This window comes from Flavobacteriales bacterium (genome assembly GCA_016700415.1).
In the GTDB taxonomy this organism is placed as follows: domain Bacteria; phylum Bacteroidota; class Bacteroidia; order Flavobacteriales_F; family PHOS-HE28; genus PHOS-HE28.
This window is the reverse complement of the sequence record CP065018.1, coordinates 2,815,109-2,841,492: the sequence shown is the minus strand read 5'-3', so window position 1 is coordinate 2,841,492 and position 26,384 is coordinate 2,815,109. Positions and strand designations below refer to the sequence as shown.

25 protein-coding genes, 1 tRNA gene and 1 pseudogene are annotated in these 26,384 nt (G+C 59.2%); 19 read left to right on the top strand and 8 right to left on the bottom strand.

Going from position 1 to position 26,384, the window contains the following annotated elements:
• Positions 1–2: 2 nt before the first annotated feature.
• The gene (locus IPP95_11835; GenBank protein QQS71867.1) at positions 3–1,493 is read right to left on the bottom strand and encodes a SprB repeat-containing protein; all 1,491 of its coding nucleotides are present in this window, start codon (positions 1,491–1,493) and stop codon (positions 3–5) included.
• Positions 1,494–1,768: 275 nt separating this feature from the next.
• On the opposite strand from IPP95_11835, the gene IPP95_11830 reads away from it, so the two are divergent.
• On the top strand, positions 1,769–2,950 hold the full coding sequence (locus IPP95_11830) for a TIGR03862 family flavoprotein (GenBank protein QQS71866.1): 1,182 nt from the start codon (positions 1,769–1,771) through the stop codon (positions 2,948–2,950).
• Positions 2,951–3,150: 200 nt separating this feature from the next.
• On the opposite strand, the gene IPP95_11825 is transcribed toward IPP95_11830, so the two are convergent.
• The gene (locus IPP95_11825) at positions 3,151–3,768 is read right to left on the bottom strand and encodes a DUF3109 family protein (GenBank protein QQS71865.1); all 618 of its coding nucleotides are present in this window, start codon (positions 3,766–3,768) and stop codon (positions 3,151–3,153) included.
• 99 nt (positions 3,769–3,867) lie between these two features.
• On the opposite strand from IPP95_11825, the gene IPP95_11820 reads away from it, so the two are divergent.
• The 7 genes from IPP95_11820 (at position 3,868) to IPP95_11790 (ending at position 10,603) form a co-directional block, all read left to right on the top strand.
• A complete protein-coding gene (locus IPP95_11820) occupies positions 3,868–4,758 on the top strand; it encodes a WYL domain-containing protein (GenBank protein QQS71864.1) in 891 nt (296 codons plus the stop codon).
• A gap of 51 nt (positions 4,759–4,809) precedes the next feature.
• Complete coding sequence (locus IPP95_11815) at positions 4,810–6,750, top strand: AAA family ATPase (GenBank protein QQS71863.1); 1,941 nt, start codon at positions 4,810–4,812, stop codon at positions 6,748–6,750.
• Entirely contained in the window at positions 6,747–7,436 is a 690-nt protein-coding gene (locus IPP95_11810; protein QQS71862.1) for a hypothetical protein, read from the top strand. Before IPP95_11815 ends, IPP95_11810 begins: the two co-directional genes overlap by 4 nt.
• Positions 7,433–8,218, top strand: coding sequence for a hypothetical protein (locus tag IPP95_11805; protein QQS71861.1), 786 nt, complete (start codon positions 7,433–7,435; stop codon positions 8,216–8,218). Before IPP95_11810 ends, IPP95_11805 begins: the two co-directional genes overlap by 4 nt.
• A gap of 305 nt (positions 8,219–8,523) precedes the next feature.
• A complete protein-coding gene (locus IPP95_11800; GenBank protein QQS71860.1) occupies positions 8,524–10,065 on the top strand; it encodes a glycine--tRNA ligase in 1,542 nt (513 codons plus the stop codon).
• A gap of 27 nt (positions 10,066–10,092) precedes the next feature.
• Positions 10,093–10,317 carry a hypothetical protein gene (locus IPP95_11795; protein QQS71859.1) on the top strand — a complete coding sequence of 75 codons (225 nt, stop codon included), beginning with the start codon at positions 10,093–10,095 and terminating at the stop codon, positions 10,315–10,317.
• Complete coding sequence (locus IPP95_11790; protein QQS71858.1) at positions 10,307–10,603, top strand: PIN domain-containing protein; 297 nt, start codon at positions 10,307–10,309, stop codon at positions 10,601–10,603. The genes IPP95_11795 and IPP95_11790 overlap by 11 nt, the downstream gene beginning before the upstream one ends.
• A gap of 128 nt (positions 10,604–10,731) precedes the next feature.
• Here IPP95_11790 and IPP95_11785 read toward each other — a convergent pair whose 3' ends face one another.
• Positions 10,732–12,111 carry a T9SS type A sorting domain-containing protein gene (locus IPP95_11785; GenBank protein QQS71857.1) on the bottom strand — a complete coding sequence of 460 codons (1,380 nt, stop codon included), beginning with the start codon at positions 12,109–12,111 and terminating at the stop codon, positions 10,732–10,734.
• Between the two features lie 152 nt (positions 12,112–12,263).
• Here IPP95_11785 and IPP95_11780 point away from each other — a divergent pair, with 152 nt between their 5' ends.
• From IPP95_11780 to IPP95_11760, 5 genes are all read left to right on the top strand, one after another.
• Positions 12,264–12,497, top strand: coding sequence for a T9SS type A sorting domain-containing protein (locus IPP95_11780; protein ID QQS71856.1), 234 nt, complete (start codon positions 12,264–12,266; stop codon positions 12,495–12,497).
• 799 nt (positions 12,498–13,296) lie between these two features.
• Positions 13,297–13,378 (top strand) — tRNA-Leu (locus IPP95_11775).
• Between the two features lie 4 nt (positions 13,379–13,382).
• Positions 13,383–13,640, top strand: a complete 258-nt coding sequence (locus IPP95_11770) for a GIY-YIG nuclease family protein (protein QQS71855.1) — start codon at positions 13,383–13,385, stop codon at positions 13,638–13,640.
• A gap of 199 nt (positions 13,641–13,839) precedes the next feature.
• Positions 13,840–14,289, top strand: coding sequence for a dCMP deaminase family protein (locus IPP95_11765; GenBank protein QQS71854.1), 450 nt, complete (start codon positions 13,840–13,842; stop codon positions 14,287–14,289).
• Entirely contained in the window at positions 14,286–15,926 is a 1,641-nt protein-coding gene (locus IPP95_11760; GenBank protein QQS71853.1) for a S41 family peptidase, read from the top strand. The genes IPP95_11765 and IPP95_11760 overlap by 4 nt, the downstream gene beginning before the upstream one ends.
• A gap of 65 nt (positions 15,927–15,991) precedes the next feature.
• On the opposite strand, the gene IPP95_11755 is transcribed toward IPP95_11760, so the two are convergent.
• Entirely contained in the window at positions 15,992–16,240 is a 249-nt protein-coding gene (locus tag IPP95_11755) for a hypothetical protein (GenBank protein QQS71852.1), read from the bottom strand.
• A 125-nt stretch (positions 16,241–16,365) separates the two neighbouring features.
• Here IPP95_11755 and IPP95_11750 point away from each other — a divergent pair, with 125 nt between their 5' ends.
• The gene (locus IPP95_11750; protein ID QQS71851.1) at positions 16,366–16,974 is read left to right on the top strand and encodes a superoxide dismutase; all 609 of its coding nucleotides are present in this window, start codon (positions 16,366–16,368) and stop codon (positions 16,972–16,974) included.
• 66 nt (positions 16,975–17,040) lie between these two features.
• Positions 17,041–17,439: a TM2 domain-containing protein gene (locus IPP95_11745; GenBank protein QQS71850.1), complete on the top strand. Its 399-nt coding sequence runs from the start codon at positions 17,041–17,043 to the stop codon at positions 17,437–17,439.
• Here the strand turns inward: IPP95_11745 and glmS are convergent.
• From glmS to IPP95_11730, 3 genes are read right to left on the bottom strand one after another with little or no spacing between them, the layout of a single operon-like run.
• Positions 17,426–19,270 carry a glutamine--fructose-6-phosphate transaminase (isomerizing) gene (gene glmS, locus IPP95_11740; protein QQS71849.1) on the bottom strand — a complete coding sequence of 615 codons (1,845 nt, stop codon included), beginning with the start codon at positions 19,268–19,270 and terminating at the stop codon, positions 17,426–17,428. The two genes, IPP95_11745 and glmS, sit on opposite strands and share 14 nt — an antisense overlap.
• A gap of 9 nt (positions 19,271–19,279) precedes the next feature.
• Positions 19,280–20,623 (bottom strand): DUF4270 domain-containing protein, encoded by a 1,344-nt coding sequence (locus tag IPP95_11735; protein ID QQS71848.1) that lies wholly within the window; start codon positions 20,621–20,623, stop codon positions 19,280–19,282.
• 4 nt (positions 20,624–20,627) lie between these two features.
• Complete coding sequence (locus tag IPP95_11730; GenBank protein QQS74258.1) at positions 20,628–21,446, bottom strand: glycogen/starch synthase; 819 nt, start codon at positions 21,444–21,446, stop codon at positions 20,628–20,630.
• Positions 21,447–21,545: 99 nt separating this feature from the next.
• Here IPP95_11730 and IPP95_11725 point away from each other — a divergent pair, with 99 nt between their 5' ends.
• From IPP95_11725 to radA, 4 genes and pseudogenes are all read left to right on the top strand, one after another.
• Positions 21,546–22,391 carry a pantoate--beta-alanine ligase gene (locus tag IPP95_11725; GenBank protein ID QQS71847.1) on the top strand — a complete coding sequence of 282 codons (846 nt, stop codon included), beginning with the start codon at positions 21,546–21,548 and terminating at the stop codon, positions 22,389–22,391.
• 84 nt (positions 22,392–22,475) lie between these two features.
• On the top strand, positions 22,476–23,495 hold the full coding sequence (locus tag IPP95_11720; protein ID QQS71846.1) for a flippase-like domain-containing protein: 1,020 nt from the start codon (positions 22,476–22,478) through the stop codon (positions 23,493–23,495).
• Positions 23,492–23,971: pseudogene (gene rfaE2 / locus IPP95_11715) on the top strand (D-glycero-beta-D-manno-heptose 1-phosphate adenylyltransferase). Before IPP95_11720 ends, rfaE2 begins: the two are co-directional and overlap by 4 nt.
• Positions 23,899–25,404, top strand: coding sequence for a DNA repair protein RadA (gene radA / locus IPP95_11710; protein QQS74257.1), 1,506 nt, complete (start codon positions 23,899–23,901; stop codon positions 25,402–25,404). Before rfaE2 ends, radA begins: the two are co-directional and overlap by 73 nt.
• A gap of 584 nt (positions 25,405–25,988) precedes the next feature.
• Here radA and IPP95_11705 read toward each other — a convergent pair.
• On the bottom strand, positions 25,989–26,249 hold the full coding sequence (locus IPP95_11705) for a hypothetical protein (GenBank protein QQS71845.1): 261 nt from the start codon (positions 26,247–26,249) through the stop codon (positions 25,989–25,991).
• Positions 26,250–26,384 lie beyond the last annotated feature (135 nt).

Below are 26,384 nucleotides of genomic sequence, written 5' to 3'. Positions count from 1 at the left end.
CCTTAATGCCGTACTTCAAGTTCCGTTAAGCGCGCCTTCAACTCCTCCACTTCCTTATTGAGCTGCAGGATGTAGAGGCTTTGTTCCTCAGCAAGCTTCAACAGGCGCGTGCTCATGTCGCCCACCTCAAAGCCCCCTGCGGCCTCCACTTCGGCTGCGCTCGCAAAGCCGGGTAAGTGATGCTCGGTCTTTAAGAACCGTTCAAGTTCCGCAAGGGGCATCAGGGCATAGTTCGGGGCAAAGACGTAGTCCGGAAAAGGTTGGGAAGTAACCTTTACATCGCGGGTAGCAATGCCGCCTTCCACATAGAGCTTGTAGAGCAGGTCCGTTCCCGGCACGGCATCGCCACCTATCAGCACGCGACCATTCCCGTCCACGGCCAAGCGCCTTGAATGGGCCCACTCGTCCCAAAGGAAAAAATCCTGTCCTCCGTTCGCCCCGAAGTCGCATCCCAAGCCCCATCGTTGATCAGTTCCTTTCATAAAGCGGATCTCCGTATGGGCATTGGCATCACTGCGGGTGTTGGTGAGGTTCATCCCGCCGCTCACATCCGATGTGGCCACATCTAATTGTTGGGCCGGGGCACCCGTACCAATTCCCACGCGCCCCGCCGTGGTGATCCGCATCCGCTCCAACGCGTTGGTGTAGATCGGTAGGTTGTCGTTGCTCAAGGTGCCCAGCACTGGCTGCGGCTCATCCGGGCAGAGCTCGGTGAAATCGTTGCCACGGGTTTGCCAATACGGCATGGCGTTCAAAAGAAAACACCGTCCTTCCGTAGGAGTTGGACCACCTCCCATTTTCAAGCTCCCATCGCTATCGCGATACAGCGGCCCAACTGTAGTGTCCGCGCCCCAAAGGCGTATGTCCCCGTTACTCAAAAGTCGCAGTCGTTCTTGGCCATTGCTTTTGAACACCACGTCCTTGTTGTCCGGCGTACCGATGTATTGCGGACCGGGCGTGGTGCCGGGGTTCCCGCTCATGCTCCAGTCACTGCGGTCCGGCCCGCGCAGGTAGATGGTGGCGGAGGTGCCTTCGCAACCGTTGGCATCGGCCGTAGTGATCTTGTAATCCTTGGCAGCCAGGTTGTACCGGTCGGCCCCTGTTGGGCCGTCGCTCCATGTGGTCGTGAAGGGTGGCGCACCTCCCAGCACCATCACGGAGGCGTTGCCGTTGCTGCAGTTATAGCAACTGATGTTGTAGCCGTTCGAATATTCGTATACGTCCACGTCCAGCTTCATGGACAGCGGCTGGTCCAAAGTGACCTCCCCTACCGCATGCAGGCCATCGGCATCGATCACGTCCACCTTGTAGTAACCGGCTGCAAGTTCCTCCACGTCCTGTGTGGTGGGGCCATTGCTCCACTTGTAGTGATATGGAGATTGTCCGCCGGTAACTGTAAGGTCGATCCATCCGTCCTTCTCCCCGAAGCAGCTCACTTCGAACCCGTTGTAGTTGCTCACCTGCATGGAGACGACCAAGGAGTCCGCCGCCATCGCCGTACTGCACAGAAGAACCAAGATCGGCAGCGCGATCCGGTGCAGAAGGCTATCGTTCTTACCGTAACGAAAGCATTGGGACAGGATCGCGACTAAATTCCGGGGGGGGGGGGGCGATAGACATTACGGATGGATTTTGCAAGTGCCAAGCAGGGCATTATTTCCATTATTTCCAAATCCGGTTCATAATTTCTGAGGTGGGTGATCCGAGCTGTTCGATGGACGGATGCCGATCTCGCCCGCCCTTCCCCAATGTTCACCTCCTTTGCAACATGTCCCGTCGTCTACACATCGCGATCATCGGTGGCGGCCCCGCCGGGCTGATGGCCGCGGACACCCTCGCGCCGCATGCCGAGGTGGACCTCTACGAACATGGCAAGCAGATCGGGCGCAAGTTCCTGGTGGCCGGGCAGGGCGGCTTCAATCTGACGAACGAACTCGAGGGCGATGACCTGCTTCGGCTCTATGCCCCCGCCGGTCTTTTGGACGAAGCGCTGCGTGCGTTCGGGCCTGCGCAACTGCGGGAATGGCTAGTGGGGCTGGGCGTGGAAACCTTCATCGGCACCAGTGGCCGGGTCTTTCCAAAAAAAGGCATCAAGCCGATCGACGTGCTGGGGCAGATCCGCGAGCGGCTGATCCAAGCCGGTGTGCAGATCCACACGGAACATGCGTTCACCGGTTTCGACGGCGAAGGCCGGGTGCAGGTGGAGAACCGCGACGGACCGATCACGCTGCAGGCCGACCGCGTGATCTTCGCGCTCGGCGGTGCGTCCTGGCCGGTCACCGGTTCCACGGGCATCTGGCCACCGTTGTTCGCTGCGATCGGGGTGGAAGTGCGTGCGTTCCAAGCTTCCAACTGCGGCGTTGAGGTCGAATGGCCTGCCGACTTCATCCATGCGCACGAAGGCAAACCGCTGAAGAACATCCGCGTTTCCGCCGGCCCAAAGAGCGCATGGGGCGAGGGCACGATCACTCAGCACGGGCTGGAAGGCAACGCCATTTATCCCGTGGTGCCGGCGGTGCGCGAGGGAGCACCGGAACTTCACCTCGACCTGAAACCCGACAGCACGCACGAGCGGTTGGTCGAGCGCATCGGCGACAAGGCTCCGAAGAACTTCGCTTCAGCACTGCACCTAAACCGCACGCAGGTCGCGTTGTTAAAGGCCTTCACGCCGAAGGAAGTGTCCGGTTCAGCCGAACGCTTCGTGGAAAGTGTGAAGGACCTGCGCATCCCGGTGACGGGGCTTCGGCCCATCGGTGAGGCCATCTCCACGGTGGGCGGCATCCCCGTGGAAGCGTTGAACCCGGACTTTTCCTTGAAGCGACATCCGCACCTCTTCACCATTGGCGAAATGGTGGACTGGGACGCACCCACCGGTGGCTTTCTACTACAAGCTTGCTTCGCCATGGGTCGGCATGCGGCGCGGTCATTGATCGGAACAAAGGCCGGATGAGGATCGGACCAGAGACCGGTCCTATAGGAAAATGATGGCGCCGATGATGAAGACCACGATGATCACCAAGTACTGCCAGAAGTCCAGGAAGTAGTGGGAGTATGTCTTCCAGAGGTCTTTGAGCTCTTTCATAGGTGTCCCCGGCAAAGGTAGCTCCCTAAAATACCGGAAGCCATCAAGGTCGGTAAACCATCCTCCGGTCACATCTCTCTGTGCTCTCCGTGGCTCTGTGGTGAACTCTGTTGCTTCAGCCACTCCTCATAGATCACCTCCAGCTCATCGTACCAGTCCGCACCATAAACCCGCGTCAGCGATCCCTTCAGAAAGCGGAACACTGGAACACCCAGTTTAGCGCCCAGCTCACAGGCCGGGGAGCAGATGTCCCACTGGTGATAGTTGAGCGCATCGTGGTACTTCAACTTCGAAATGCGGATGGGGTACAGGTGGCAGCTCTTCGGTTTGTTGAAGGCGATCTTGCCGTCATTGAACGCTTGCTCGATGCCGCACATCCAAATGCCTTTGCCGTCCTTCTTCGCGTACACGCATTCGGCGTACTCCTGCACGATCGGCGTGACCAGCTCACCATCGATGTCCACCACGCTGGTAGCGCCTTGGTCCTTCACGGCCTTCTTGCCGCGCTGGGTCATGTACGGCTCGATGGCGGCGTAGTGCTTCTCGATCAGCTTGGCCTCGTCGGGTTCCAATGGCGCGCCGCTATCGCCCACCTCGCAGCACGCGCCTTTGCAAGCATCGAGGTTGCAGACGAAGCGCTTCTCGAAGAGTTCTTCGCTTAGGAGGGTGCCGCGGTGTTCGATCATTTTTCGGCCTGCAAGCTACCAAGGTGGGCCGGAAGAGCGGCAATGAGCGTCGTTGCGGCTCCTCTTCTCCCATTCCCGAAGATCTCCCAACTTTCCCCCATGTCCTACCGTGGTAAAGTCAAGCGCTATCTCCTCATCCTAGAACGTCTGCATCGGCCTGCCAACTTCAGCGAGCTGGAGTCCTTACTGGAAGAGGAAGGGTTCCACTTGAGCCAACGCACCCTTCAGCGCGACCTCGCGGACCTGCGTGACGAGTTCGGTATCGAAGTACCCTACGACCACAGCACGAAGACCTATGCCGTAGAGGACCAGACCGATCTGCAAGACGTGATGCCGCTTTTGCAACGCGCGCAACTGCTGGAGCTGGTGCGTGATGGCAAGACATTGAAGGAGCTTCGTCAATATGTCCGTTTCGAGGAGCTGGGGCGGCTTCAGGGCATTCATCACTTGGGATCATTGCTGCAAGCGATACGTGCGCGCCATGAGGTGAAGATCACCCACCGCAAATTCCAAGGTGATCGGAGCAAAGAGCATCTCATCCGGCCGCATCAGTTGAAGGAATACCGCGGCCGCTGGTACGTATTGGGCCGCTCCACGAAGCATGCCGGACCTATCGCGCTGGGCCTGGACCGGATCGAGAAGCTGGAAGCCACACGCACCAAGTTCACCCGCAACAATGATGCAGTGGCCGATTTTTATGAGACTGTGATCGGCGTGGACACGAGTCCCGGCAAGCCCGAACTGATCCGGCTACGCTTCAACCCTGTGCAGGCGCGCTATGTGAAGGCCTTGCCGATCCACCACTCGCAACAGGTGGAAAGTGAGGACAAGGACGGCGTTGTCTTTTCGGTGTACGTGATGGCCAACACTGAACTGCGACAGATGCTGATGGGTTGGGGCGATCTGGTGCAAGTGCTGGAGCCGAAGTATCTCGCTAAGGAGATTCGCGACGCCCACAGGAATGCCGCTAAGCAATACGGGAAAAAGTAACGACTCACCACTACGACATACTTTGGCGTAGTGACTTCGGAACCTTGCGGAATGAAACCCGCAACCTCCTCCTATCCGGTCAACTTCACAGACCGCCAAACCCGCCTTCACGGCCTGAAGAGAACACTCGCTTCCACCCACTTCGGTATCGATAGCGAGATCGAACGGCTCTTGGGCGCCTTCGCACCGTGGTACCTGTTCTCTGAGTCACAATCACGACCGCGCACCATCGGCCTTTGGGGCATGACGGGCACGGGAAAGAGCAGCTTGGTGCGCGAACTCGTAAAACACCTTGGGCTGGACGACCGCACCTATTGGCTCGATGCGGGTGAATGCCGCAGCAATAACTGGTTAGGCGAGATGTTCAGCCGGGTTGCGCAAGACCTGAGCGGCGCGCCTTTCATCGTGGTCGTGGACGAGTTCCAACATGCCCGCACGATCAAGGGCGGCAGTGAGCAGATCGAACCAAACGCACTGCGGACCTTTTGGGAGATGATGGACTCGGGGCGCATCATCACATGGTCGGATATCTGGTCACATCACCTGTTGGCACTTTATGACCTGCATGACCGGCTCCGGATAGCTTTCAATGCCGGTGTCACAGTATGCAAAGGCAAGGTGGTGGACAAGCCCGAAGTGTTCAAGAAGCTCGTGGCTCACCACTATCACATTGACCGAAAGAGCACGGATCGTTGGGCCGTACCCTTGGGGGAATTGGACACTTTGCAAGGGCTACATCCAACACCCAAGCCCACCATGAGCGAACTCCAGCAGAAATTGAGCTCGCTCGATGGGCCGGGGATATTGAGCTGGTTGTTGGAGGTGAGCCAATTAAGTAGGGGACCCAAGATCGTGGATGCCAGCAAAGCCTTGGTGATCATACTGGGCAACTTGGACGAGCTCTACGACACAGGTCGTGAACCCCTTGCGGAACTGGATCCGGACGTGCTGCTGCAACGGCACCGCGACATCGGCACGGGTGGCGTTCATAATGCGCTGTTGAAGCTCTTCCGGATCGAACAAGTAGCGCGCATGGGTGCGGACCATGTGGTGTTCCCGCCGATCGGACAGGCCACCGTGGATGCCATGGCACGCAACGGTTCGGCATCGCTCGCGGCTGCGCTTTCCAAACAATGCGGCAAGAAGATCACCGTGGACGACGCGCTCGTGCAGGCCATCCGCGACAGCTCCACCATTGCGGTGATGGGCGCGCGCCCCGTGGTGGCGGCGGTCCATCGACTGTTGCCCAGCCTGCTTTCAGAAGCATTGAGCAGTCCGGAAATGGATAAGGCGCGCACCATCAAACTGGCCTTGCGCAATGCCCGGGCCGTGGCACTTCACACAAGAAAAGGACAAGAACAGATCGTTCAACTTTCGTGGCCATCGGCGAAAACCGCCGGGCCTTTGCCTGCCGACCTGCTGCAACACGCCGTGCATGAGATCGGGCACCTGCTGTGCGGGGCGCTACTCTGCGGCATGCGTCCGTTGCAGGTGTGCGCATACACGAACGACCCGGAGGTCGGCGGCTTCGTAGTGTGGGACCGCCCGCGGTCGATCGTGTTCCGTCGTGAAGAAGTGGTCCCGCGCTTGGCGGTTATGCTGGGTGGATGGGCTGCGGAAACATTGCGCTACGGACCCGAAGGCACCTCAACCGGTTGCGAGGGCGACTTGCAGAAAGCCACCGGATTTGCCCTGGAGCTGATCAAGCAACAAGGTTTTGGTACGGACCGGCTCCGACATGCGGAAAACCCAGCACGATCCACGGAAGGATTCCTCACTACCACCGATGAAGTGGAAGCACAAGCCCGCCAATGGATCGAAGCCGCCGAGGCGATGGCCTTGGATACGCTCAGCGAAAACGCGGCCTTAATTGATGAATGGGTGGAACGCTTAACCGCCAAAGGTTCACTGGGGATGAAGGAACTGGAAGCGCTTTTACAGCGTGAAGCGGAAGCGCATACCTTGAACGCCGTTCAATTTGAAGAAGCATGAAAGCGAAAGAGTTTATTGAGGTTTGGGAGGAATTTGCGAAAACCATCGTACAGGATGGTGATAATGTTGGGACGCTTTGGTACCAGGATGCGGGATGGACCAGACGTGTAACCGGCGAAGCGAACGCCAGCGAAAAGGAAAGCCCGTTGGGCGACAAGCTCGTTGAACACCTCCCCCAAGGTATTTGGCGTTACCGCACGGAAGAATGGAAACTGGACCTCGTGCTCGCCAAGAAACAGAATTGGCCAACGCCCAAAGATTGGAAGGAGGGGGAATGGCAATCAAAATGGGATAAAATCTTCTGGCCTACCACCTACGAGATCATCGTAGAGCATGAAACCTCTGGCGGGATCAGTTGGCAGGAAATGGTCAAGCTGATCCATCTGCGAAGCCGGTTGAAGGTGCTGATCACATACACCTACGACGTCGGCAGCTCGGAGAAATCACAAAAGAAAAGCCAAGACCTTATCGACGAAACCCGCAATCAATTCCAAGCCATGCTGAAAGCCGCATGGAAGAACTTCCCGGAGAACTGGGACACGGAGTACTTGCTGATCGTGGGGCAGCTGGACGAGCGAGGCGACACGCCCGAAGTAAAATGGCACTATACCACCTTTGCCCCTTGGGGAGAAAAGGTCTGTGAGCATCCCTCCACCGAAGCGAATATCAAAAAATGCAACCAATGAACCTTGAAGAAGCACAACTCGAAAAGAGGTACCGCGAGATCCTTATTAAGGATCCACTTGACGAAACGATCTGGATCAACGAAGCTCCTGCAACCCCATTCGTCGGGAAGAACTATGGTGCGAATGGCCTGCCCAAGGTCCTCGTTTACGGCAGTGCGGAAAACCTGACCTACACGAGTAATTTGACATTGTCAGCCGCCCGTAACAGGGTCTTTTTCGATGAGGGGCCGCAAGGCACGGACAAATTCTTCCCTCGGGTCCACATCTCACCAATAACAGACGGCAGCCTGCTCACCGCAGCCCGCTATCTGTTGGAGATCTTTGAGAAAGAAGGATTCTCCACCGAGCCAAAGGACTTTCTCCAGCAGATCGCGGTGAGCAACTACGGGAAGTTCAGCTTGAAAGGAAAGAAGAACTCTGACTACGCCTCCAAACCGAAGTTGTTGGAAGTCTCACATCCGTATGTGAAGGCTGATCTGGAAGTGCTCAAGCCTGATGTTGTCATACTCCCGAGAAGCATCTATCAGCACTCGTTCAATGGCTTGCTCATAAATGAGGATTTGAGCCGCCCGAACACTTGGACGATATACCAGACCAACGCGGGTGTGATCAACCGGCACATCGAGAAACAGCTTAACAAGGCCGGTTGCGGAGGAAAAGCGCACTCCGGATGGGCCAAGGATTGGGTCGGCCATGTGCAACACATGCGCATGGGTCGATACTTGGATTGGCTCGACTGGCGTGTAAAAAGCAAACCCGAATGGCTTCACGGCCAGGCATAGCCTGACCATTCCCGCAACGCGGGACATCTGCGTCCATCCCTATCACCCAATAGGCATCCGATGTATATCGGATCATCTGCGGTGATCTGCGCTATCTGCGGTTTTTCCTCTTCGCGCCCTCAGCGATACAAAACGTTGCGCCCGTAGCATCCGTTGCGGTTCCCCTTCTTCGTGCCCTGAGCGTCCTTAGCGGTACAAAAACGTTGCGCCCCCGTTGCGCTCGTAGCGTCGTTGCGGTTCATCCTTCCGAAGCATGCATCTTTGCGCCGCGACGCTGAAGATTTCCAGAGCGTTCGCCCATCGCAATGAGCAATCAAGAAGACCGCCTAAAAACCCTTATCGGCCACGCCAAGGAATACGGGTTCGTGTTCCAAAGCAGTGAGATCTACGACGGCCTCAGCGCCACGTACGACTACGGCCCCTACGGCGTCGAGTTGAAGAACAACATCCGCCGCTATTGGTGGGAGGCCATGACCAAGCTCAACGAGAACATCGTGGGCCTGGACGCCGCCATCTTCATGCACCCGCTCACGTGGAAGGCCAGCGGACACGTGGACGCTTTCAACGATCCCTTGATCGACAACAAGGACAGCAAGAAGCGTTACCGTGCCGACGTGCTGCTGGAGGACCACATCGCCAAGTACGAGGACAAGATCGCCAAGGAGGTGGAGAAGGGCCGCAAGCGCTTCGCCGAAGGTTTTGACGAAGGGCAGTTCCGCGCCACCAACCCCAACGTGAAGCGCAGCCAGGACCGCATCGACGCGGTGGAAGGCCGCATGAAGGAAGCCTTGAATTCCGGCGACCTCGAAGCCTTGCGCCAGCTCATCATCGACGAGGAGATCAAGTGCCCCGTGAGCGGCACTGCCAACTGGACCGAGGTGCGCCAGTTCAACCTGATGTTCGCCACCGAGCTCGGCAGCGTGAGCGGCGAAAGCAGCACCATCTACCTCCGCCCCGAAACGGCACAGGGCATCTTCGTGAACTACCTCAACGTGCAGAGGAGCGCGCGGATGAAGATCCCCTTCGGCATCGCGCAGACGGGCAAGGCGTTCCGGAATGAGATCGTCGCGCGCCAGTTCGTGTTCCGCATGCGCGAATTCGAGCAGATGGAGATGCAATTCTTCGTGAAGCCCGGCACCGAAATGGAATGGTACGAGACGTGGAAAGCGAAACGCATCGCTTGGCACAAAGCGCTGGGCATGCCGGAAGAGAACTACCGCTTCCACGACCACATCAAACTGGCGCATTACGCCAACGCCGCCTGCGACATCGAGTTCCTTTTCCCCATGGGCTACAAGGAGCTCGAGGGCATTCACAGCCGCACGGACTTTGACCTGAAACAGCACGAGGAATTCAGCGGCAAGAAGCTGCGCTACTTCGATACCGAGACCAACGAGAGCTACATTCCTTACGTGGTGGAAACCTCCATCGGCCTGGACCGCATGTTCTTAGCCGTGCTGAGCGCGGCCTACGAAGAGGAGAAGCTGGAGAGCGGCGAGGACCGCACCGTGCTGCGTATCCCTGCGCCGCTGGCACCGGTGAAGGTCGCCGTGCTGCCGCTGATCAAGAAGGACGGCCTGCCGGAGAAGGCACGCGCCATCATCGACATGCTGAAGCTGGACCATAACTGCCAGTACGACGAGAAAGACAGCATCGGCAAGCGCTACCGCCGCCAGGATGCCATCGGCACGCCCTACTGCATCACCGTGGACCACGATTCCCTAACCGACGACAAAGTCACCATCCGCGACCGCGACACCATGCAGCAGGAGCGCGTGGCGATCAGCGAGCTGGGGCGCCTCGTGAGCGGGAAGGTGGACATGCGCGGGCTGCTGCGGAAGCTGTAGGACGCGGCTTCCTATCTTCGCCATACCATGGCCAAGAAGAAAAGCAGATCGGCGGAAGCGGTGAAGGCACGCGCAAGGCGGGCTGCGCCCAAGCGTGTTGCCGGTAAGGAAAGGAAAGTTGATACCGCAGTCAAACGCACCGTGCCCAAGCGGACTTCCAAGGGCTACGATGCGGATAAATACACCGGAGCGATCCCAGGTCTTGCCGAGCGCATGAAGGAGTATTTGGAACATATGCGCGATGACCGCTGAGCGCCTGCTTGCGGACACCAACGCACTCATCCATCAATTAGGCGGAGACCAGCGCGTGGGAGACTTGTTGAAAGACAAAAAGGTCCATATCTCATTCGTTACGCAGATCGAATTGCTCAGTTGGCCCGGCTATACGGCAAAGGAGCGAGCTGTGGTGGCGGAACAGATCCAAGAGTTCATCATCATGGATGCGACCGAACGGGTGAAGATGATCGCCATTGACCTTCGGATAAGACACAAGCTGAAACTCGCCGATGCCTTGATCGCCGCCACGGCCATCGCCTGAATATTCCACTGGTCACGCAAGACAAGCACTTCAACCGGCTGAAGGAAGAATTGGAACTCTACATGTTGTAGATCCACCAACGGACAGAACTCCACGCGTTTCACAACGCGCGTCGTTCACTACGCCCCCTACTCCGCCATCAGCCGCACGGCCTGCCGGCTGCCATCAGCTTGATGCACTTGCAGGATATAGGATCCCGCCGGTAGCACACCGCGTTGAACCGTAAGCGGGGCGCCAGCGAAGTGTGTAGCTGGGATCACCGCTCTTCCGCAGGCATCATACAGGATGAACGTGCCTCCCCTGGAGAACGTGGGCGAATACACCACCACACTGGAACGGAACGGATTCGGCTGAACCGTCAAGGACTGCACTTCACCCGGCTCTGTGATCGCGGCAAAGCCGCAATCCAATTGGACCCTTACCGGCACCCATGAGTTCGTGTTCGTCCCGATCGAGAGCTGGCCCCATTCGTTGTTCCCCCAGGCCCAGATCCCGCCATCCCCGGTGCGGGCAAGGCTGTGCCCGGCACCGCCGCAGAGCTCCACCACATTGCTGAGCGCGGTGATCTGCACAGGGCTCAACCGGTTCGTCTGGGTGCCATCGCCCAAGCGGCCGTAGAGGTTGTACCCCCAAGCCCATGCGGTACCATCGTCCTTCAGCGCCAAGGAATGGAACACGCCAGCTTTCACGCTCGTGAAACCGCTGGTGGCCAAGGAGGGTACCGGGCCGGACTTGTCCACGTTGGTGCCGTCGCCCAATTCACCCTCGCCGTTGCCACCCCAGGCCCAGATGCTCCCGTTGGCGCGCAACATCAACGAATGATTGTTGCCTCCGGCCACGGCCGTGGCAGCGGGGCCTACCACGTTCACCGGACTGGACCGGTTCTCGAAGGTCACATCGCCCAATTGCCCGTTCGCGTTCAGGCCCCAGGAGCGGATACTCCCATTAGCCAGCAGTGCGAGGGTATGGTAGCCCCCGGTGGCGATGGCGGTAACCCCCGCAAGGCCCGGGACCTGTATGGGCGCCAAGGTCACCGTGCCCGGCCCCATCTGTCCGTTGCCCAACTGACCGAAGAGGCCGCTGCCCCAGACCCATACCGTGCTATCAGCCCGCAGGGCCGCCGCGTGTCCGAAACCCATGGCCACCTGGACCACGTTGTTCAATCCGGGCACATGGTAGGGAATGCTGTCAAACACATCGGTCGTGCCCACGCGCTGGCCCCAGGTCCACACCGTGCCATCGGTACCCAGCACGATGGTCTGTGCCTGTTGCACGCTCACCATAGTCACTTCATCCGTCATGGCCACCGGCACCGCTAGGTTATGGTCCCCCGAGGTGCTATTGCCGAGCTGCCCGTAGTAGTCCGAACCGGAGGCACTGAGGCCCGCGGGTGCACAGAGGAATACGCTGAACTGGTTGCCCGCGCCGAGGGTTTGGCCCTGCAGGGCGAAAGGTGCGCAAACAAGGGCGACCGTGATCGAAAGAAGAAAATACCGTGTAGTATGCATGATAGCGATATGACGATGGATTCCGGGGGAACGGTGCTTGGCCGGTGTGGGAGTGATTTTTTTCAGCCCAGCACCGGATGTCGATCTATGGATCTTGGGGTCTACCTGTGAGGGTTTGGTCACGGAGATCACTCCCCTTAGAGGCAACGACCTTGGCTTGCGTTTGTATCCAAAAACCGGCAGATGCTCGGCTCCATATACTGCTTCCCAGCTCTGTCGCACGCAGCACGATATCCATCTTCGACAGCCAAGGTGCGTTGGTGCTGAAGCAAGAAGTGAACAGCGCCGATAAGGCCATCGATGTAGGAGCACTCAGCCCGGGCCTGTACCTAGTACGGATTGAAACCGCAGGAAAGTCATCCAGCAAGTTCTTCGTGAAGGAGTAGGCGGGAAGGTGCCATGGCGGGCATTCGCGAACTGCGGATGCCCGCCATTTTCCATTCGGCTTCCTCAGAACGGCGGCCATCATAAGGATCTGCGTTATCAGCGTTCCATCCGTTGGCATTCCCGAATTACCTTCGCAGCCCTATTCACCTACCCAGGTGGCGGAATTGGTAGACCTGCCTGCGGCAGGCAGGCGCGCCTCTTCCACCTGTAAGTGGTGTTGTTTTCGTTCTTTTGAGCTTCCTACCCAGGTGGCGGAATTGGTAGACCTGCCTGCGGCAGGCAGGCGCGCCTCTTCCACCTGTAAGTGGTGTTGTTTTCGTTCTTTTGAGCTTCCTACCCAGGTGGCGGAATTGGTAGACCTGCCTGCGGCAGGCAGGCGCGCCTCTTCCACCTGTAAGTGGTGTTGTTTTCGTTCTTTTGAGCTTCCTACCCAGGTGGCGGAATTGGTAGACCTGCCTGCGGCAGGCAGGCGCGCCTCTTCCACCTGTAAGTGGTGTTGTTTTCGTTCTTTTGAGCTTCCTACCCAGGTGGCGGAATTGGTAGACCTGCCTGCGGCAGGCGGCGCGCCTCTTCCACCTGTAAGTGGTGTTGTTTTCGTTCTTTTGAGCTTCCTACCCAGGTGGCGGAATTGGTAGACCTGCCTGCGGCAGGCGGCGCGCCTCTTCCACCTGTAAGTGGTGTTGTTTTCGTTCTTTTGAGCTTCCTACCCAGGTGGCGGAATTGGTAGACCTGCCTGCGGCAGGCAGGCGCGCCTCTTCCACCTGTAAGTGGTGTTGTTTTCGTTCTTTTGAGCTTCCTACCCAGGTGGCGGAATTGGTAGACGCGCTGGTCTCAAACACCAGTGATGCAAATCGTGCGGGTTCGACTCCCGCCCTGGGTACATTATGGCAGTTTGCTGGGTTTATGCCCTTTCGAGCCTTCAACAACCGTATATCTACGTCGGTTTGAGCGGTGATCTTGAAGATCGCATCCAACGGCATCAACAAGGAAGGGAGCGGACGACGAAGCCTTATCGACCGTTCATCCTGCTGCATTCTGAAGTTCACCCGGATAGACCAAGTGCCCGGATCCGGGAAAAGTATTTGAAGAGCGGCCAAGGCAAAGAGTTTCTCAAGCGATTGCGTGATGGAGCTTCCGAGTGAACTGTATCTTTCAACCCGAATTCAATAACTCCTTAGTCCTATTCCCAAACACTAAGTCACTCAGTGCGGGCCTGCCGGCGCGAAGCGCGGGCCTACCTACCGCAGGTAGGTTCGACTCCCGCCCTGGGTACTTTTTCGATCAGATGATCGGGCGATCAGATGATCAGATGATGGAAGGCAGAAGTTCCGATCGCCCCCGATGCAAAAGGATTCCTTGACCTACGCGGACCCCGCCAAGCAGGCGCGCTACGACGGGGCTTATATGAAAATGGCCTTGGAATGGGCCAAACTCAGCCATTGCAAGAGGAAGCAGGTCGGCGCCATCCTCGTGAAGGACGGCATGATCATCAGCGACGGCTACAACGGCACGCCCACCGGCTTCCCCAACGATTGTGAAGACGTGCAAGGCGCCACGCATTGGTACGTTCTTCACGCCGAAGCCAACGCGATCATGAAAGTGGCCCGAAGCACCAACAACGCCCGTGAGGCAACCCTGTACCTCACCCACTCCCCCTGCAAGGATTGCAGCAAGCTCATCCTGCAAGCGGGCATCAAGCGCTTGGTCTATCTCGATGCCTACAAGGACACCTCCGGTCTCGACCTGCTCGAAAAGGGCGGCGTGCTCATCCAACGGATCCAAGGAACGTGAACGGCACGGACGATAAGAAGCGGTCGTGGGCGGTGTTCTACCCGCTCATGTTGGGCGTTGCCGTGGCCGGCGGCTTCTATGTCGGCTCGCGCATGGGCGGGTCCGAAGTACCGACATCGCGGCTGTTCGAGCTGCGGAAGAACAACCCCGGCGCCAAGCTGCAGCAGGTGCTGGACCTCATCGAACGGCAATATGTGGACACGGTGCAGAAAGGCAAGCTGGTGGACGCGGTGCTGCAGAACATGTTGCAACAGCTCGATCCGCACAGCTACTACATCAGTGCTGCTGACCTGCAGGCGGCGGAAGAGCCGTTGGAGGGCAGCTTCATGGGCATCGGTGTGGAGTTCAGCATACAACGCGACACCATCATCGTGGTGGCCACCATCGAGGGCGGCCCCAGCGAGGCGCTCGGGATACGGGCCGGCGACCGGATCGTAAACGCGGACAGCGTGAAGTTGGCCGGGGTGGGCGTTACCAACGACATGGTGATGAAGGCCCTGCGCGGCCCGGAGAACACCAAGGTCACCGTGGGCATTGTGCGCGGCGGCGGAAAACCCTTCGATGTCACCATTACCCGCGGGCCGATCCCGATCAACAGTGTGGCCGTTTCCTTGTTGGATGACGACAGCACCGGCTATGTAAAGCTTTCCCGGTTCGCACGGACCACCCATGAAGAGTTCGTAAAGGCCACTTCCGAGCTGAAAGCGCTTGGCATGAAGCGGCTCATTCTGGACCTGCGCGGGAACGGAGGGGGCTATCTCAATGCCGCGATAGGCGTGTGCGATGAACTGCTGCCCAAAGGAAGCGGGATCGTCTATACCGAAGGCCGTGCTTCACCCCGGCAGGACTACAAGGCGGACGGCGACGGCACCTTGATCGACATGCCGCTGGCCGTGCTGATCGATGAAGGGTCCGCCTCGGCCAGCGAGATCGTCACCGGTGCCGTCCAGGACAACGACCGTGCGCTCATCGTGGGGCGGCGCTCCTTCGGGAAAGGCTTGGTGCAGGAGCAGATCAACCTACGGGACAACAGTGCGGTGCGCATCACCACGGCCCGCTATTACACACCCAGCGGCCGCTGCATCCAGCGGCCTTATGGAAATGGCATCGACTATAATGACGATCTGGAGGAGCGCTATATCCATGGTGAATTGCTGAACATCGACAGCATCCATCTGGACTCCTCCAAAGCCTATTCCACCAAGGACGGGCGTACGGTGTATGGCGGGGGCGGCATCATGCCGGACATCTTCGTGCCTGCGGACACCACCGATCGTTCGGCCTACCTCAGTGAGCTCTTCTTCTCGGGCGCATTGAACCGTTACTCGTTCGATGTTGCCGATCGGCACAGGGCCGCATTGAAGAAGTTCGGAGGTCCGGAACGCTTCAACAAGCAATATGCGATCACCACGGCCCAGCTGGAGGCATTGGCCAAAGAAGCGGAAAGCCAAGGGGTGAAGTATGACCCGGAAGACCTGAAGGCTTCCGCCTCCATCATCGCATTGCGCCTCAAGGCGGGCGTTGCACGCAACATCTGGGGGGACAGCGGTTATTACCGCGTACTGCTCAGCGAGGACCGGATCTATGATCGTGCGCACCAAGTTCTGCGGGCCGGACAAGTGGCCATCGCCCATTAGGTTCTTCGGAGGTACAAAAAGAAAAGGGGCCTCTCGGCCCCTCTCTTCTCTGTGCGGTACTACACTTACTTAACAGCCTCCTTGGCTGCGTCGGCAGCGTTCTCCATCGATTGCTTCACAGTGTCCATGGCGGCGTTGGCCGTGCTGTCCACAGTGGCAGCAGCCTCTTGAACGGCATCCTGGGCATTGTCCATCATCTCAGTGGCATTGTCCTGGGCGGCGTCCATGGTGGAGGAGGCATTCTCCTCTACATTGCTCCCGCAAGCGGCGAAAATTGCTGCCGTGGTGGCGAGCATTGCGAACTTCCTGATCATCCTTGTTGTTGGTTTGGTGAAAGTGGCCGCAAATGTAATTGGATCCATCACACCAAGGAAAAAAATGTTAACCTCCTCGGCTAACTTGCGCCTCCTATCGTCAAACCCCTAAAAACACCCTACAAATGGCATTTGAACTTCCTGCCCTTCCCTACGCCTTCAATGCACTTGAGCCGCATATCGATGCTCGTACGATGGAGATCCACCACGGCAAGCACCATCAAGGCTACGTGAATAACCTGAACAACGCCATCGCAGGCACGCCACTGGAGGGCAAGTCCATCGAGGACATCCTGAAGAACCTGGACATGAAGAACATGGCCGTGCGCAACAACGGCGGAGGGCACTATAACCATAGTCTCTTCTGGTCCGTGATGGCACCGAACGCCGGCGGCGCCCCTTCCGGCGAGCTGGCAGAGGCCATCAACCGCGATCTCCGCGGCTTCGACACCTTCAAGGAGGACTTCGCCAAGGCAGCGGCCACCCGCTTCGGCAGCGGGTGGGCATGGCTCTGCGTCCACAAGGGCGGCAAGTTGGGGATCTGCTCAACACCCAACCAGGACAATCCGCTGATGCCGGATACCGGTTGCGGAGGAACCCCGGTCCTTGGCGTCGATGTTTGGGAACACGCATACTACCTCCACTACCAGAACCGCAGGCCGGACTACCTGAAAGCCTGGTGGAACGTGGTGGACTGGAACGCCGTGGCCAAGCGCTACGCGAACGCGAAGTAGCCTTTACCGGAAGAAAGCATAGCGGGCGGCCCGGGAAACCGGATGCCGCCCGCTTACTTTTGACACATGCCGGTAAAGCACCTCGTCGTGATCACGGGTCTCCTATTGACCATTCTTGGCCAAAGCACCTGCATGGCGGCAGGGCCGTTCACCGATCCGGCGGCGGTGATCACGGTCCTTTTACCCGTGGAAACTACACCCGGCGACCCGGCCCAAAAGGAGCCGCAACGGTTAGTAGCCGCCACCCTTGCCTTGACCTTGGGCACTTTCGGTGCACACCGGCTTTATTTCGGCACGGATCTGAAGGTGCCGATCATCTACGGCCTCACGTTCGGCGGCTTTGGGGTGTTCGTTCTCATCGACCTTGCCCATATCCTCTTCACAAAGGACCTGAAAGCCTACATGCACAACAACAAGGTGTTCATGTGGTCCGAAGGGCGCACCAAGGCACTTACTCCACCGTGACGCTCTTGGCCAGGTTCCGGGGCTGGTCCACGTTGCAACCGCGCATCACGGCGATGTGGTAGCTGATCAGCTGGAACGGCACCACGGCCAGCAAGGGCACGAAAGCGTCCGGTGAGGCGGGGATCTCGATCGTATGGTCCGCCAGTTCCTTCACAGTGGTATCCCCCTCGGTGACCACGGCGATCACTTTGCCCTTCCTCGCCTTCACTTCCTGGATGTTGCTCACCACCTTCTCATAGCTGGCACCGTGCGTGGCGATGACGAACACCGGCATCTCCTCGTCGATCAACGCGATGGGACCATGCTTCATCTCCGCCGCAGGATAACCCTCCGCATGGATGTAGCTGATCTCCTTCAACTTCAATGCGCCTTCCAAAGCCACCGGGAAGGAATATCCACGGCCCAAGTACAGCGCGTTGCGGGCATCTTTGTAGATGCTGGCGATGTACTTGATCTGCGCCTCCGTCTTCAACACCTTCTCCACCTTGGACGGAATGGCATCGAGCTCCATCAGCAGCTCCCGGTACTTGGCCTCGTCGATGGTTCCCTTCCGGTGCCCGATCATCAGGGCCATTAACGTGAGCAGGGTAACCTGTGCGGTGAACGCCTTGGTGCTGGCCACGCCGATCTCCGGGCCGGCATGGGTGTATGAGCCCGCATGGGTCATGCGCGCAATGCTGCTGCCCACCACGTTGCAGATGCCGATGATCGTGGCACCGCGGCCCTTCGCCAGTTCGATGGCCGCCAAGGTGTCCGCCGTCTCCCCGCTCTGGCTGACGGCGATCACAATGTCGTCCTCGTTGATCACCGGGTCCCGATAGCGGAATTCACTTGCATATTCCACTTCCACCGGAATGCGTGCGAACTCCTCGAAGAGGTATTCGCCCACCATGCCCGCATGCCAGCTGGTGCCGCACGCCACGATAAGGATCCGCTTAGCGTTGACGAACTTCTGCTCATAGTCCTTAATGCCACCGAGGACGATCTCGCCTTGCGCCAAGTTCAACCGCCCCCGCATGGAATCGCGGATGCTCCTGGGCTGCTCGTTGATCTCCTTGAGCATGAAGTGCTCGTATCCGCTCTTCTCCAGCGCTTCCAACTGGATCTCCAGCGCTTGGATCGAAGGCCGCTTCTCTTGGTTCTTGATGTTCCGCACCCGAAGGCCCTTGTCCCGTTCGATGATGGCGATCTCGCCGTCCTCCATGTACACCACGTTGCGGGTGTGCTCCACGATCGGGGTGGCGTCGCTGGCCAGGAAATGGTCGCCGTCCTCGCCGATGCCGATGACCAACGGACTGCTTTTCCGCGCGGCCACCAACAGGTCCGGCGTCTTCCGGTCCAGCACCACGATGGCATAGGCCCCTACCACGTTCTCCAAAGCTAACCGCACGGATTCCGGGAGGTCGGTACCCTCCGAACGCTGGATGTCATCGATGAGATGCACCAGCACTTCCGTATCGGTCTCACTCTTGAACTCGTGACCACGTTTAATGAGCTCCTCCTTCAGCGTGGCGTAGTTCTCGATGATCCCGTTATGGATCAAGGCCAGGTCGCCGCTGTTGGAAACGTGCGGGTGCGCGTTCACATCGTTCGGTTCGCCATGCGTAGCCCAGCGCGTGTGGCCGATACCGATGGTACCGAGCATTTGAGCACCGTTCACATGGGCCTCCAAGTCGCTCACCTTGCCCTTGCACTTGCGCACATTCAGCCCGTCCGGGCCGATCAAGGCCACACCAGCACTGTCATAGCCCCGGTATTCCAGCCGCTTCAAGCCGTTGATCAAAATGGGGTAGGCTTCCTTTTTGCCCACATAGCCGACGATCCCGCACATGATTCTCCGTCAATATGTGGTGAAGGTAAGCACCAGTTTCATCGGGTGGTCCGGGTGCTGGGGTCCGGCAAGGGCTGCCCTGTTCACCGATATGCCGCTGCTGCCCGGTACGAAGGCCAGGCCCGTGTTCGCATAGGTGCCGTTGATCACACCTTGTACCCAGCGCGTCATGTTGAAATGGTATTCCTTGGTCTCCGCCTCATAGAAGCCGCCCAAGACCCCCAGCCCCGGGTCCTGGTCCGGCAGGAAGCGGTCGATGCCGTCCGCATCCTTGCGCAGTGGGTACAATAGCGATGGGGGCGGATAGCTGGCCGTGTCATCATTGGCCACGGAAACGATCAGTTCAGCCTTGGCTAATGTCTGATAAGGACTGTTGGCATAGCGGTCCAAGTACGGGAAGCGGATCTCCGGGCGAAGGCCGCCCATGGCTTGGATGTAAGTGACTTGCTGACCTTGGGAAGTATCCGACAAAGCTTGCGTGATCCCAGTGGCGGAAGAACGATCGAACTTGGCATATGTATAGCGCACGCCGCTCGATCCGATGATAAAGTCGAACGAAGAGTTCACACCTGCCCCATCGTGGTAGTACAGGGTCATCTTGGAGGCCCCGTTCAAGAGATTGAAGCGCCAGATCCCGCCGGTCGACGGTGATTGACCCGTCTCGTCCGGAACGACATAAAGTCCTTTGAAAAAGGCCAGGAAAGAGGCGTTGTCGGCCAATGTGGGCTGGCCCCATAACCCAAGCAGCTCTTTGCCGAGATCCGTGGAAAGCGGAATGCGCAGCTGCGGTGTCACGCGTACCCCACCGACCAAGGGCGAATCGACGGGAAAAGGAGTGAAGTGAAGCGACGAACCCTCCTGCACCAAGTCCACATTGTCCGTCACGGGTTGGCGGTTGCTCCTGTAGATGGAATCCGTCGTCAGGTCCTCATTCAGCCTGAACACGCGGATGGTCTGTGGGTCGAGGGTCCCATAATAAGGGTCTACCGTGCTATACGCCAAGGACAGTACTAAGGAATCGCAAACGAGGCTCTCATCGGCGGGGCCCACGTCATTCACACTGAGCCGCAGCTGCGTGACCGTGCCCGTAGTCACCCGCCCGAACTGTGGATCGAGGTAGCTACCGATCTCGTTGGAACTCAGTGCGCTGGTTTGCACGGAATCCGCGATCCGCGTCCATGCCACGATGCTAACGGTATCGGTGCGGACGGTACCCAATGTGTCCGCGGGGTCCAGTACGGAAAGCCCAAGATCGTCCTCCGGTTTCTTGCAACCTTCAGCGGCGAACAGGCCAAATAACAGCACAGCCGCAAGCGCGGACCGTACAAGAACGGCGGGGGTGGATGTGCTCAAAATATCAGACGAGCGCTTCCTCCATCACACTCTGGTAGAACTCCAAGTGGGCGTCCAAGCGCTCATCCGCATCCTTGGAATAAGTGAGCAGGGGCTTGTCCATGGCCTTGATGGCCGTATCCATGGAGCGGCTGAGCTTGGGGCTGCCCTTCACCAAGGCATCGCTCATGCCCATGGCGAACTTGAGCAGGTCGTCCGTGGTACACTTGCCCAAGCCCTTGAGCAGGGTCTTGTCGAAGCCTTCCATGGCCAACTTCTTGGGAAGCTCCTTGTCCAAGGCCTCCGGCTTGTCGTCGTAAGCGCTGAACACGATCTTGGCATCCTCGAAGTGCGGATCGTCATTGAAGAAGTGGCGGACGTACAAGGGAATGAACGCGGTCATCCAGCCGTGGCAATGGATGATGTCCGGCCGCCAGCCGAGCTTGCGCACGGTCTCCAGCACCCCGCGGCAGAAGAAGAGCGCGCGCTCGTCATTGTCCGGGAAGAAGACCTCGTCATCGTCCTCGATGGTGGCTTTCCGCTTGAAATACTCCTCGTTGTCAATGAAGTAGACCTGCATGCGCGCACTGGGCACGCTGGCCACCTTGATCAGCAAGGCGTGGTCCGTATCGTTGATGATCAGGTTCATCCCGCTGAGCCGGATCACCTCGTGCAATTGGTGCCTACGCTCATTGATGGAGCCGAATTTCGGCATGAACACCCGGATCTCGTTGCCTTTCTCCAAAATGCCCTGGGGCAACTGCCGGGTGGCCTTCGCCATACCTGAACCATCCGTAAAGGGGTGGATGTTTTGGGATATGGTGAGGACCTTCGCGTTCTTCAAACTCATCTGTAAGGTTCTGGGGATTGGGACCACAAAAGTATAGACAAATTCCCCGATATTCAAGCTCGACCGTAGTTTGGCCCCCTTGTACCGGCGCTTTTGGAACTCACCACCCACCCCGCACAGGCTGCTCTTTGGTCGGCGTCCCAACGCCGGAATGCCCGGCGTATCGCCTTCGTCCCCACCATGGGCGCGCTGCACGAAGGCCACCTCGCCCTCGTGCGCCATGCCCGCGAGCACGCCGACACCGTGGTGGCCAGCATCTTCGTGAACCCGCTCCAATTCAACGACAAGAAGGACCTCGAACGGTATCCGCGGCATCCCGAGGAGGACCGGCGCATGCTCGGGGAGGTGGGCTGCGACATGGTATTCTCGCCCGTGGCCGAGGAGCTGTTCCATGACTTCAAGCCCGTGGAATACGACCTGAACGGCTTGGACGGGATCTTGGAAGGCGCATCACGGCCGGGGCATTTCCAAGGCGTTGTGAACGTGGTGGAACGCCTGTTCCATTATGTGCGCCCGGACCTGGCCCTCTTCGGCGAAAAGGACCGGCAGCAATTAGCAGTGATCCATCATGTCACGGACCGTCTTCGCTGGCCCGTGGAGATCATCGGCCATCCGATCGTGCGGGCGGAGGATGGCCTCGCCCTGAGCTCGAGGAACCAACGGCTTTCCGCGGAAGAGCGTGAAATGGCACCCGTTCTGTACAGTGTGCTTCGTGCGGTGCAAGATGCAGCATTCAAGCTACCGGTCGCAGAAGCGCTCCAGGCCGGCCTGCACGTGCTGGCCGAGCGACCATCGGTCCAGCTGGACTACCTCCAGGTCGCACATCCGGACACGCTTCAGCCCTTGACGAGCTGGGACGAAGTATCCGAAGCCGCAGCGCTCATCGCCGCCCAAGTAGGCCCCGTGCGCTTGATCGACAACATTACCCTGCGCCGATAACTTTGCCCACATGCCCTTGGAGAAAGCCTGCAACTTCAACACTGTCGATAGCATTCCAGGCGAACGCAACAACACGCTGCACCGGTGAAGCGGACAGTGATCGCCATATTGAAAGTGGGCCTGCCACTGGCCATCGGCGTATGGCTGGTGTTCTACTTCTACGATGCCTTGGAACCTAAGCAGCGGGAGGAATTGTTCGAGGCATTCCGGCAGGCTGATCTACGCTGGTTGATCTTGGCAAGCTTCGTGGGTTGGCTCTCCCATATCAGCCGGGCATGGCGCTGGCGTTACATACTGGAGCCGATGGGCTACCGCCCCGGGTTTTGGAACTGCTACCACGCGGTGATGATCGGCTACTTCATGAACCTCTTCCTGCCCCGCGCGGGCGAGGCCAGCCGCGCCGTCTCTCTTTACCGCACGGAGAAGGTGCCTTTCGAAAAGGGCTTCGGTACCATCCTGGCCGAACGCGCCGTGGACATGTTGATGCTCTTGGGGATCGCCGGGGTCACCCTGCTGCTCCAGCTCGAAAAACTGGACCTGTTCAAGAGCCGCATCGCGGCCTTCCGCGAATCGCAGGGGCCTGCGCAAGAGGGTGGCATTGCCTGGGGACCGTGGATCATGGCGGGGCTTGCCGCCATCGCCATCGTCGCGGTCTATCTCATAGCCACTCGGCCCACGCTGCGCTATAAAGTGCGCGAGCTGTTGCGCGGCTTCAGCCAAGGCCTGCGCGCCGTGTTCCGCACCAAGGACCGCGTCGGCTTCCTGCTGCACACCTTGATCATCTGGGCCGCCTACGTCGGTATGTTCAAGCTGGGCTTCTACGCCCTTCCGGAAACGGTGGACGTGCCCATGGCCGGCATCCTCGCCGGCTTCGTGGCCGGTGCCGTGGGCATCGTGCTGGTGCAGGGCGGCATCGGGGTGTACCCGGCCTTCGTGGCGCTCATCGTCAGCATCTACATGTTGCCTCCGGTGGGCGGCGGCTACATCCGTCCCGAGGCACTCGCTATGGGCTGGCTGCTCTGGGTGGCCCAAACGCTGATGCTGATCGTGCTCGGCGGACTGTCCCTACTTTTATTGGCCATCAAAAGGCCCGCAGCCAAATGACGAACCCGCCCGCTTCCCGCATCATGGACCTCGTGAACGTGCAACGCATGGCCCACGTGTGGCGCCTGAAAAGCGACCGCATCGTCTTCACCAACGGCGTGTTCGACATCCTGCACCGCGGCCACATCACCTACTTGGAACAGGCCGCAGCACAGGGGCACCGGCTGATCGTGGGCCTCAACAGCGATGCCAGTGTGAAGCGCTTGGGCAAAGGCGAGGACCGCCCCTTGAACACGGAGGACGATCGCGCCCATGTGCTCGCCGCCCTGCGCTGTGTGGATGCCGTAGTGATCTTCGACCAGGACACACCGATGGAATTGATCCAAGCCGTACACCCCGACGTACTGGTGAAAGGGGGTGACTGGACCGTGGACAAGATCGTCGGTGGCGAATACGTGACGAAATACGGCGGCGAGGTGCTTTCCCTGCCGCTGGTGGAAGGACTTTCCACCACCTCACTCGTGGAGCGCATCCGCCATGGCGGGAGTACTCCCCAAGGCCTGCGAGCCTCGCCTTCGCCGTACCCAAACCGCCTAAACTCCGCTCGCAGTACGTCTGCAAGAACTGCGGCGCGGTGCATGCCCAGTGGCTTGGCCAGTGCAGCACCTGCAAGGAGTGGAACACGCTGGTGGAGGAAGTGCGGGACCGCGTGGAGGAAAAGCGCGGAACACCGGCCAGCATCCGCAACCGCGACCAACGCCCGGTAGCGATCTCCGATATCAGCGCTGAGGACGGGCCGCGCATCACCTTGGGCGACCGTGAACTGGACCGCGTGCTTGGCGGCGGCGTGGTACCCGGCTCCTTGATCCTCATCGGTGGCGACCCCGGCATCGGCAAAAGCACGTTGATGCTGCAGACGGCCTTGCGCACACCGCAGCTATCCACGCTGTACATCAGTGGGGAAGAAAGTGCTCAGCAGGTGAAGATGCGCGCCGAGCGCCTTTCCGAGGAATTGGGAAAGAAGGCCGACGGCTCCAACTGCTTCGTTCTCACCGAGACCAATACCCAGAACATTTTCCGCCAGATCGAGGAGTTGCAACCCGGCCTGGTGATCGTGGACAGCGTGCAAACGCTCCATACCGCCGTGCTGGACGGAAGCCCCGGCAGCGTGGGCCAAGTGCGCGAATGCACCAGCGAGCTCATGCGCTACGCCAAGGCCACTGGCATCCCCATGGTGCTGATCGGCCACATCACCAAGGACGGCGCCATCGCCGGACCGAAGGTGCTGGAACACATGGTGGACTGTGTGCTGCAGTTCGAAGGCGACCGCGACCATGCCTACCGGCTGCTGCGCCCGTTGAAGAACCGCTTCGGCAGCACCAACGAGCTGGGGATCTATGAGATGCGCGGCAGCGGCCTCGCCATCGTGGAGGACCCCAGCCAAGTGCTTTTAGGCGACCGCGGCCCGCGCCCCAGCGGCGTATGCGTAGCGGCCACGTTGGAAGGCATGCGGCCTCTCCTGATCGAGGTGCAGGCCTTGGTGAGCAGCGCCGTCTACGGTACCCCACAACGCAGCGCCACCGGCTTCGACCTGCGCCGGATGAACATGCTGCTGGCGGTTCTGGAGAAGCGCTGCGGATTCAGGCTGGGCCAGAAGGACGTATTCCTCAACCTCGCTGGCGGCTTCCGCGTGGAGGAACCCGCCATTGACCTCGCGGTGGTCTGCGCCGTGCTGGGCAGCAATGCTGACATCCCCGTGCCCATGGATTGCTGCTTTGCAGGCGAAGTGGGCCTTACCGGCGAAGTGCGCCCGGTAACCCGCACCGAACAGCGCATCTCAGAAGCCGCCAAGTTGGGCTTCGCGAAGATCTTCGTGCCGAAAGGAACCAAGGGATTGCCCAAAAGCAGCGGGATCGAGATCGTGCCGGTGGGACGGGTGGATGAGGTGCTGGGGCAGTTGTTCGGGTGAGGCACGGGAGGACGGCCTACCTCGCACAAGGCCACGCTCGCCTAACTCCCGCGCCAGAAATTATTCTGGGAAGACCTGCGCGAGTTCGGGGATTGCCCAAGAGCAGAGGGATCGAAGTCGTGCCGGTGGGACGAGTGGATGAAGTGCTGGGGCAGTTGTTCGGGTGAGGCACGTGGCCTTTGCTCGGCCCTTCAAATGTCCGTCAAAGCAAGTGTGGAGTGGCCGGAGCGACGGAAAGCGTTGAGGACCCCCGAGCACGAAGATGGGGATTGGCGCAAGCCAGTATTATCGGAGTCCGCTTGAGGCGTTCAACAGCCAGGTACTCGGCTGAGTTCTGAGGTTATCGCCGATCCGAGCGCCGGAACGGAACGGGTCGGGAAGGATCGCGATCGATCAAGCCTTCGCCTTCGAAGAACCGCCAGCACCGGCCTTCAGCCGAAGTACATACCGCACTTCCAATGCAACAGGATGCGTGGTATGTGTGACAACCCGATGTACCAAGCCTTCATTGGCCTGCTCGGAGAGCGCCGTACAGACGATCGTCAACCCGCTGAAACGGGGCGTTGTGCCTGAGCAACTGCGCATCAAACCGCCTTGTTCAAGTGGATCGGGCGCACCACGGAACGGTCGCCGTCGAGCACCATGAGCACCAGCTCGTTGTCATGCACGTCGGTGAGTCGGACCTCAGTAACCGGGCCTATCACATCGCCGGTCTTCAGGATATGTCCGTCACTGGTGCAGATATCGAAGAGCGCGTCCGCGGTACCCGGTTCGTAGTCGAACATCAAGAGCCGCTCGATCTGGTCGATGCGGATCTTCAGTTCCGTTTCTGGTCCCGTTTTCATGGCAAATGGTTTCGGGGCTTGTTACGCCCTGAGCGGCCAAATGTTCCGAAAACGCGGTTACGGGAAGTCCTTCCGGGATTCCGGGGCAGGCCGTCCCTGCGGGAGGCAGGCCCGGAATGTCGCCAACTCTTGGAG

Bases quoted from the DNA above. Each gene is read 5' to 3' on its own strand.
- IPP95_11835 (QQS71867.1), bottom strand. From the start codon at position 1,493: ATGGCGGCGGACTCCTTGGTCGTCTCCATGCAGGTGAGCAACTACAAC.
- IPP95_11830 (QQS71866.1), top strand. From the start codon at position 1,769: ATGTCCCGTCGTCTACACATCGCGATCATCGGTGGCGGCCCCGCCGGG.
- IPP95_11825 (QQS71865.1), bottom strand. From the start codon at position 3,768: ATGATCGAACACCGCGGCACCCTCCTAAGCGAAGAACTCTTCGAGAAG.
- IPP95_11820 (QQS71864.1), top strand. From the start codon at position 3,868: ATGTCCTACCGTGGTAAAGTCAAGCGCTATCTCCTCATCCTAGAACGT.
- IPP95_11815 (QQS71863.1), top strand. From the start codon at position 4,810: ATGAAACCCGCAACCTCCTCCTATCCGGTCAACTTCACAGACCGCCAA.
- IPP95_11810 (QQS71862.1), top strand. From the start codon at position 6,747: ATGAAAGCGAAAGAGTTTATTGAGGTTTGGGAGGAATTTGCGAAAACC.
- IPP95_11805 (QQS71861.1), top strand. From the start codon at position 7,433: ATGAACCTTGAAGAAGCACAACTCGAAAAGAGGTACCGCGAGATCCTT.
- IPP95_11800 (QQS71860.1), top strand. From the start codon at position 8,524: ATGAGCAATCAAGAAGACCGCCTAAAAACCCTTATCGGCCACGCCAAG.
- IPP95_11795 (QQS71859.1), top strand. From the start codon at position 10,093: ATGGCCAAGAAGAAAAGCAGATCGGCGGAAGCGGTGAAGGCACGCGCA.
- IPP95_11790 (QQS71858.1), top strand. From the start codon at position 10,307: ATGACCGCTGAGCGCCTGCTTGCGGACACCAACGCACTCATCCATCAA.
- IPP95_11785 (QQS71857.1), bottom strand. From the start codon at position 12,111: ATGCATACTACACGGTATTTTCTTCTTTCGATCACGGTCGCCCTTGTT.
- IPP95_11770 (QQS71855.1), top strand. From the start codon at position 13,383: ATGGCAGTTTGCTGGGTTTATGCCCTTTCGAGCCTTCAACAACCGTAT.
- IPP95_11765 (QQS71854.1), top strand. From the start codon at position 13,840: ATGCAAAAGGATTCCTTGACCTACGCGGACCCCGCCAAGCAGGCGCGC.
- IPP95_11755 (QQS71852.1), bottom strand. From the start codon at position 16,240: ATGATCAGGAAGTTCGCAATGCTCGCCACCACGGCAGCAATTTTCGCC.
- IPP95_11750 (QQS71851.1), top strand. From the start codon at position 16,366: ATGGCATTTGAACTTCCTGCCCTTCCCTACGCCTTCAATGCACTTGAG.
- IPP95_11745 (QQS71850.1), top strand. From the start codon at position 17,041: ATGCCGGTAAAGCACCTCGTCGTGATCACGGGTCTCCTATTGACCATT.
- glmS (QQS71849.1), bottom strand. From the start codon at position 19,270: ATGTGCGGGATCGTCGGCTATGTGGGCAAAAAGGAAGCCTACCCCATT.
- IPP95_11705 (QQS71845.1), bottom strand. From the start codon at position 26,249: ATGAAAACGGGACCAGAAACGGAACTGAAGATCCGCATCGACCAGATC.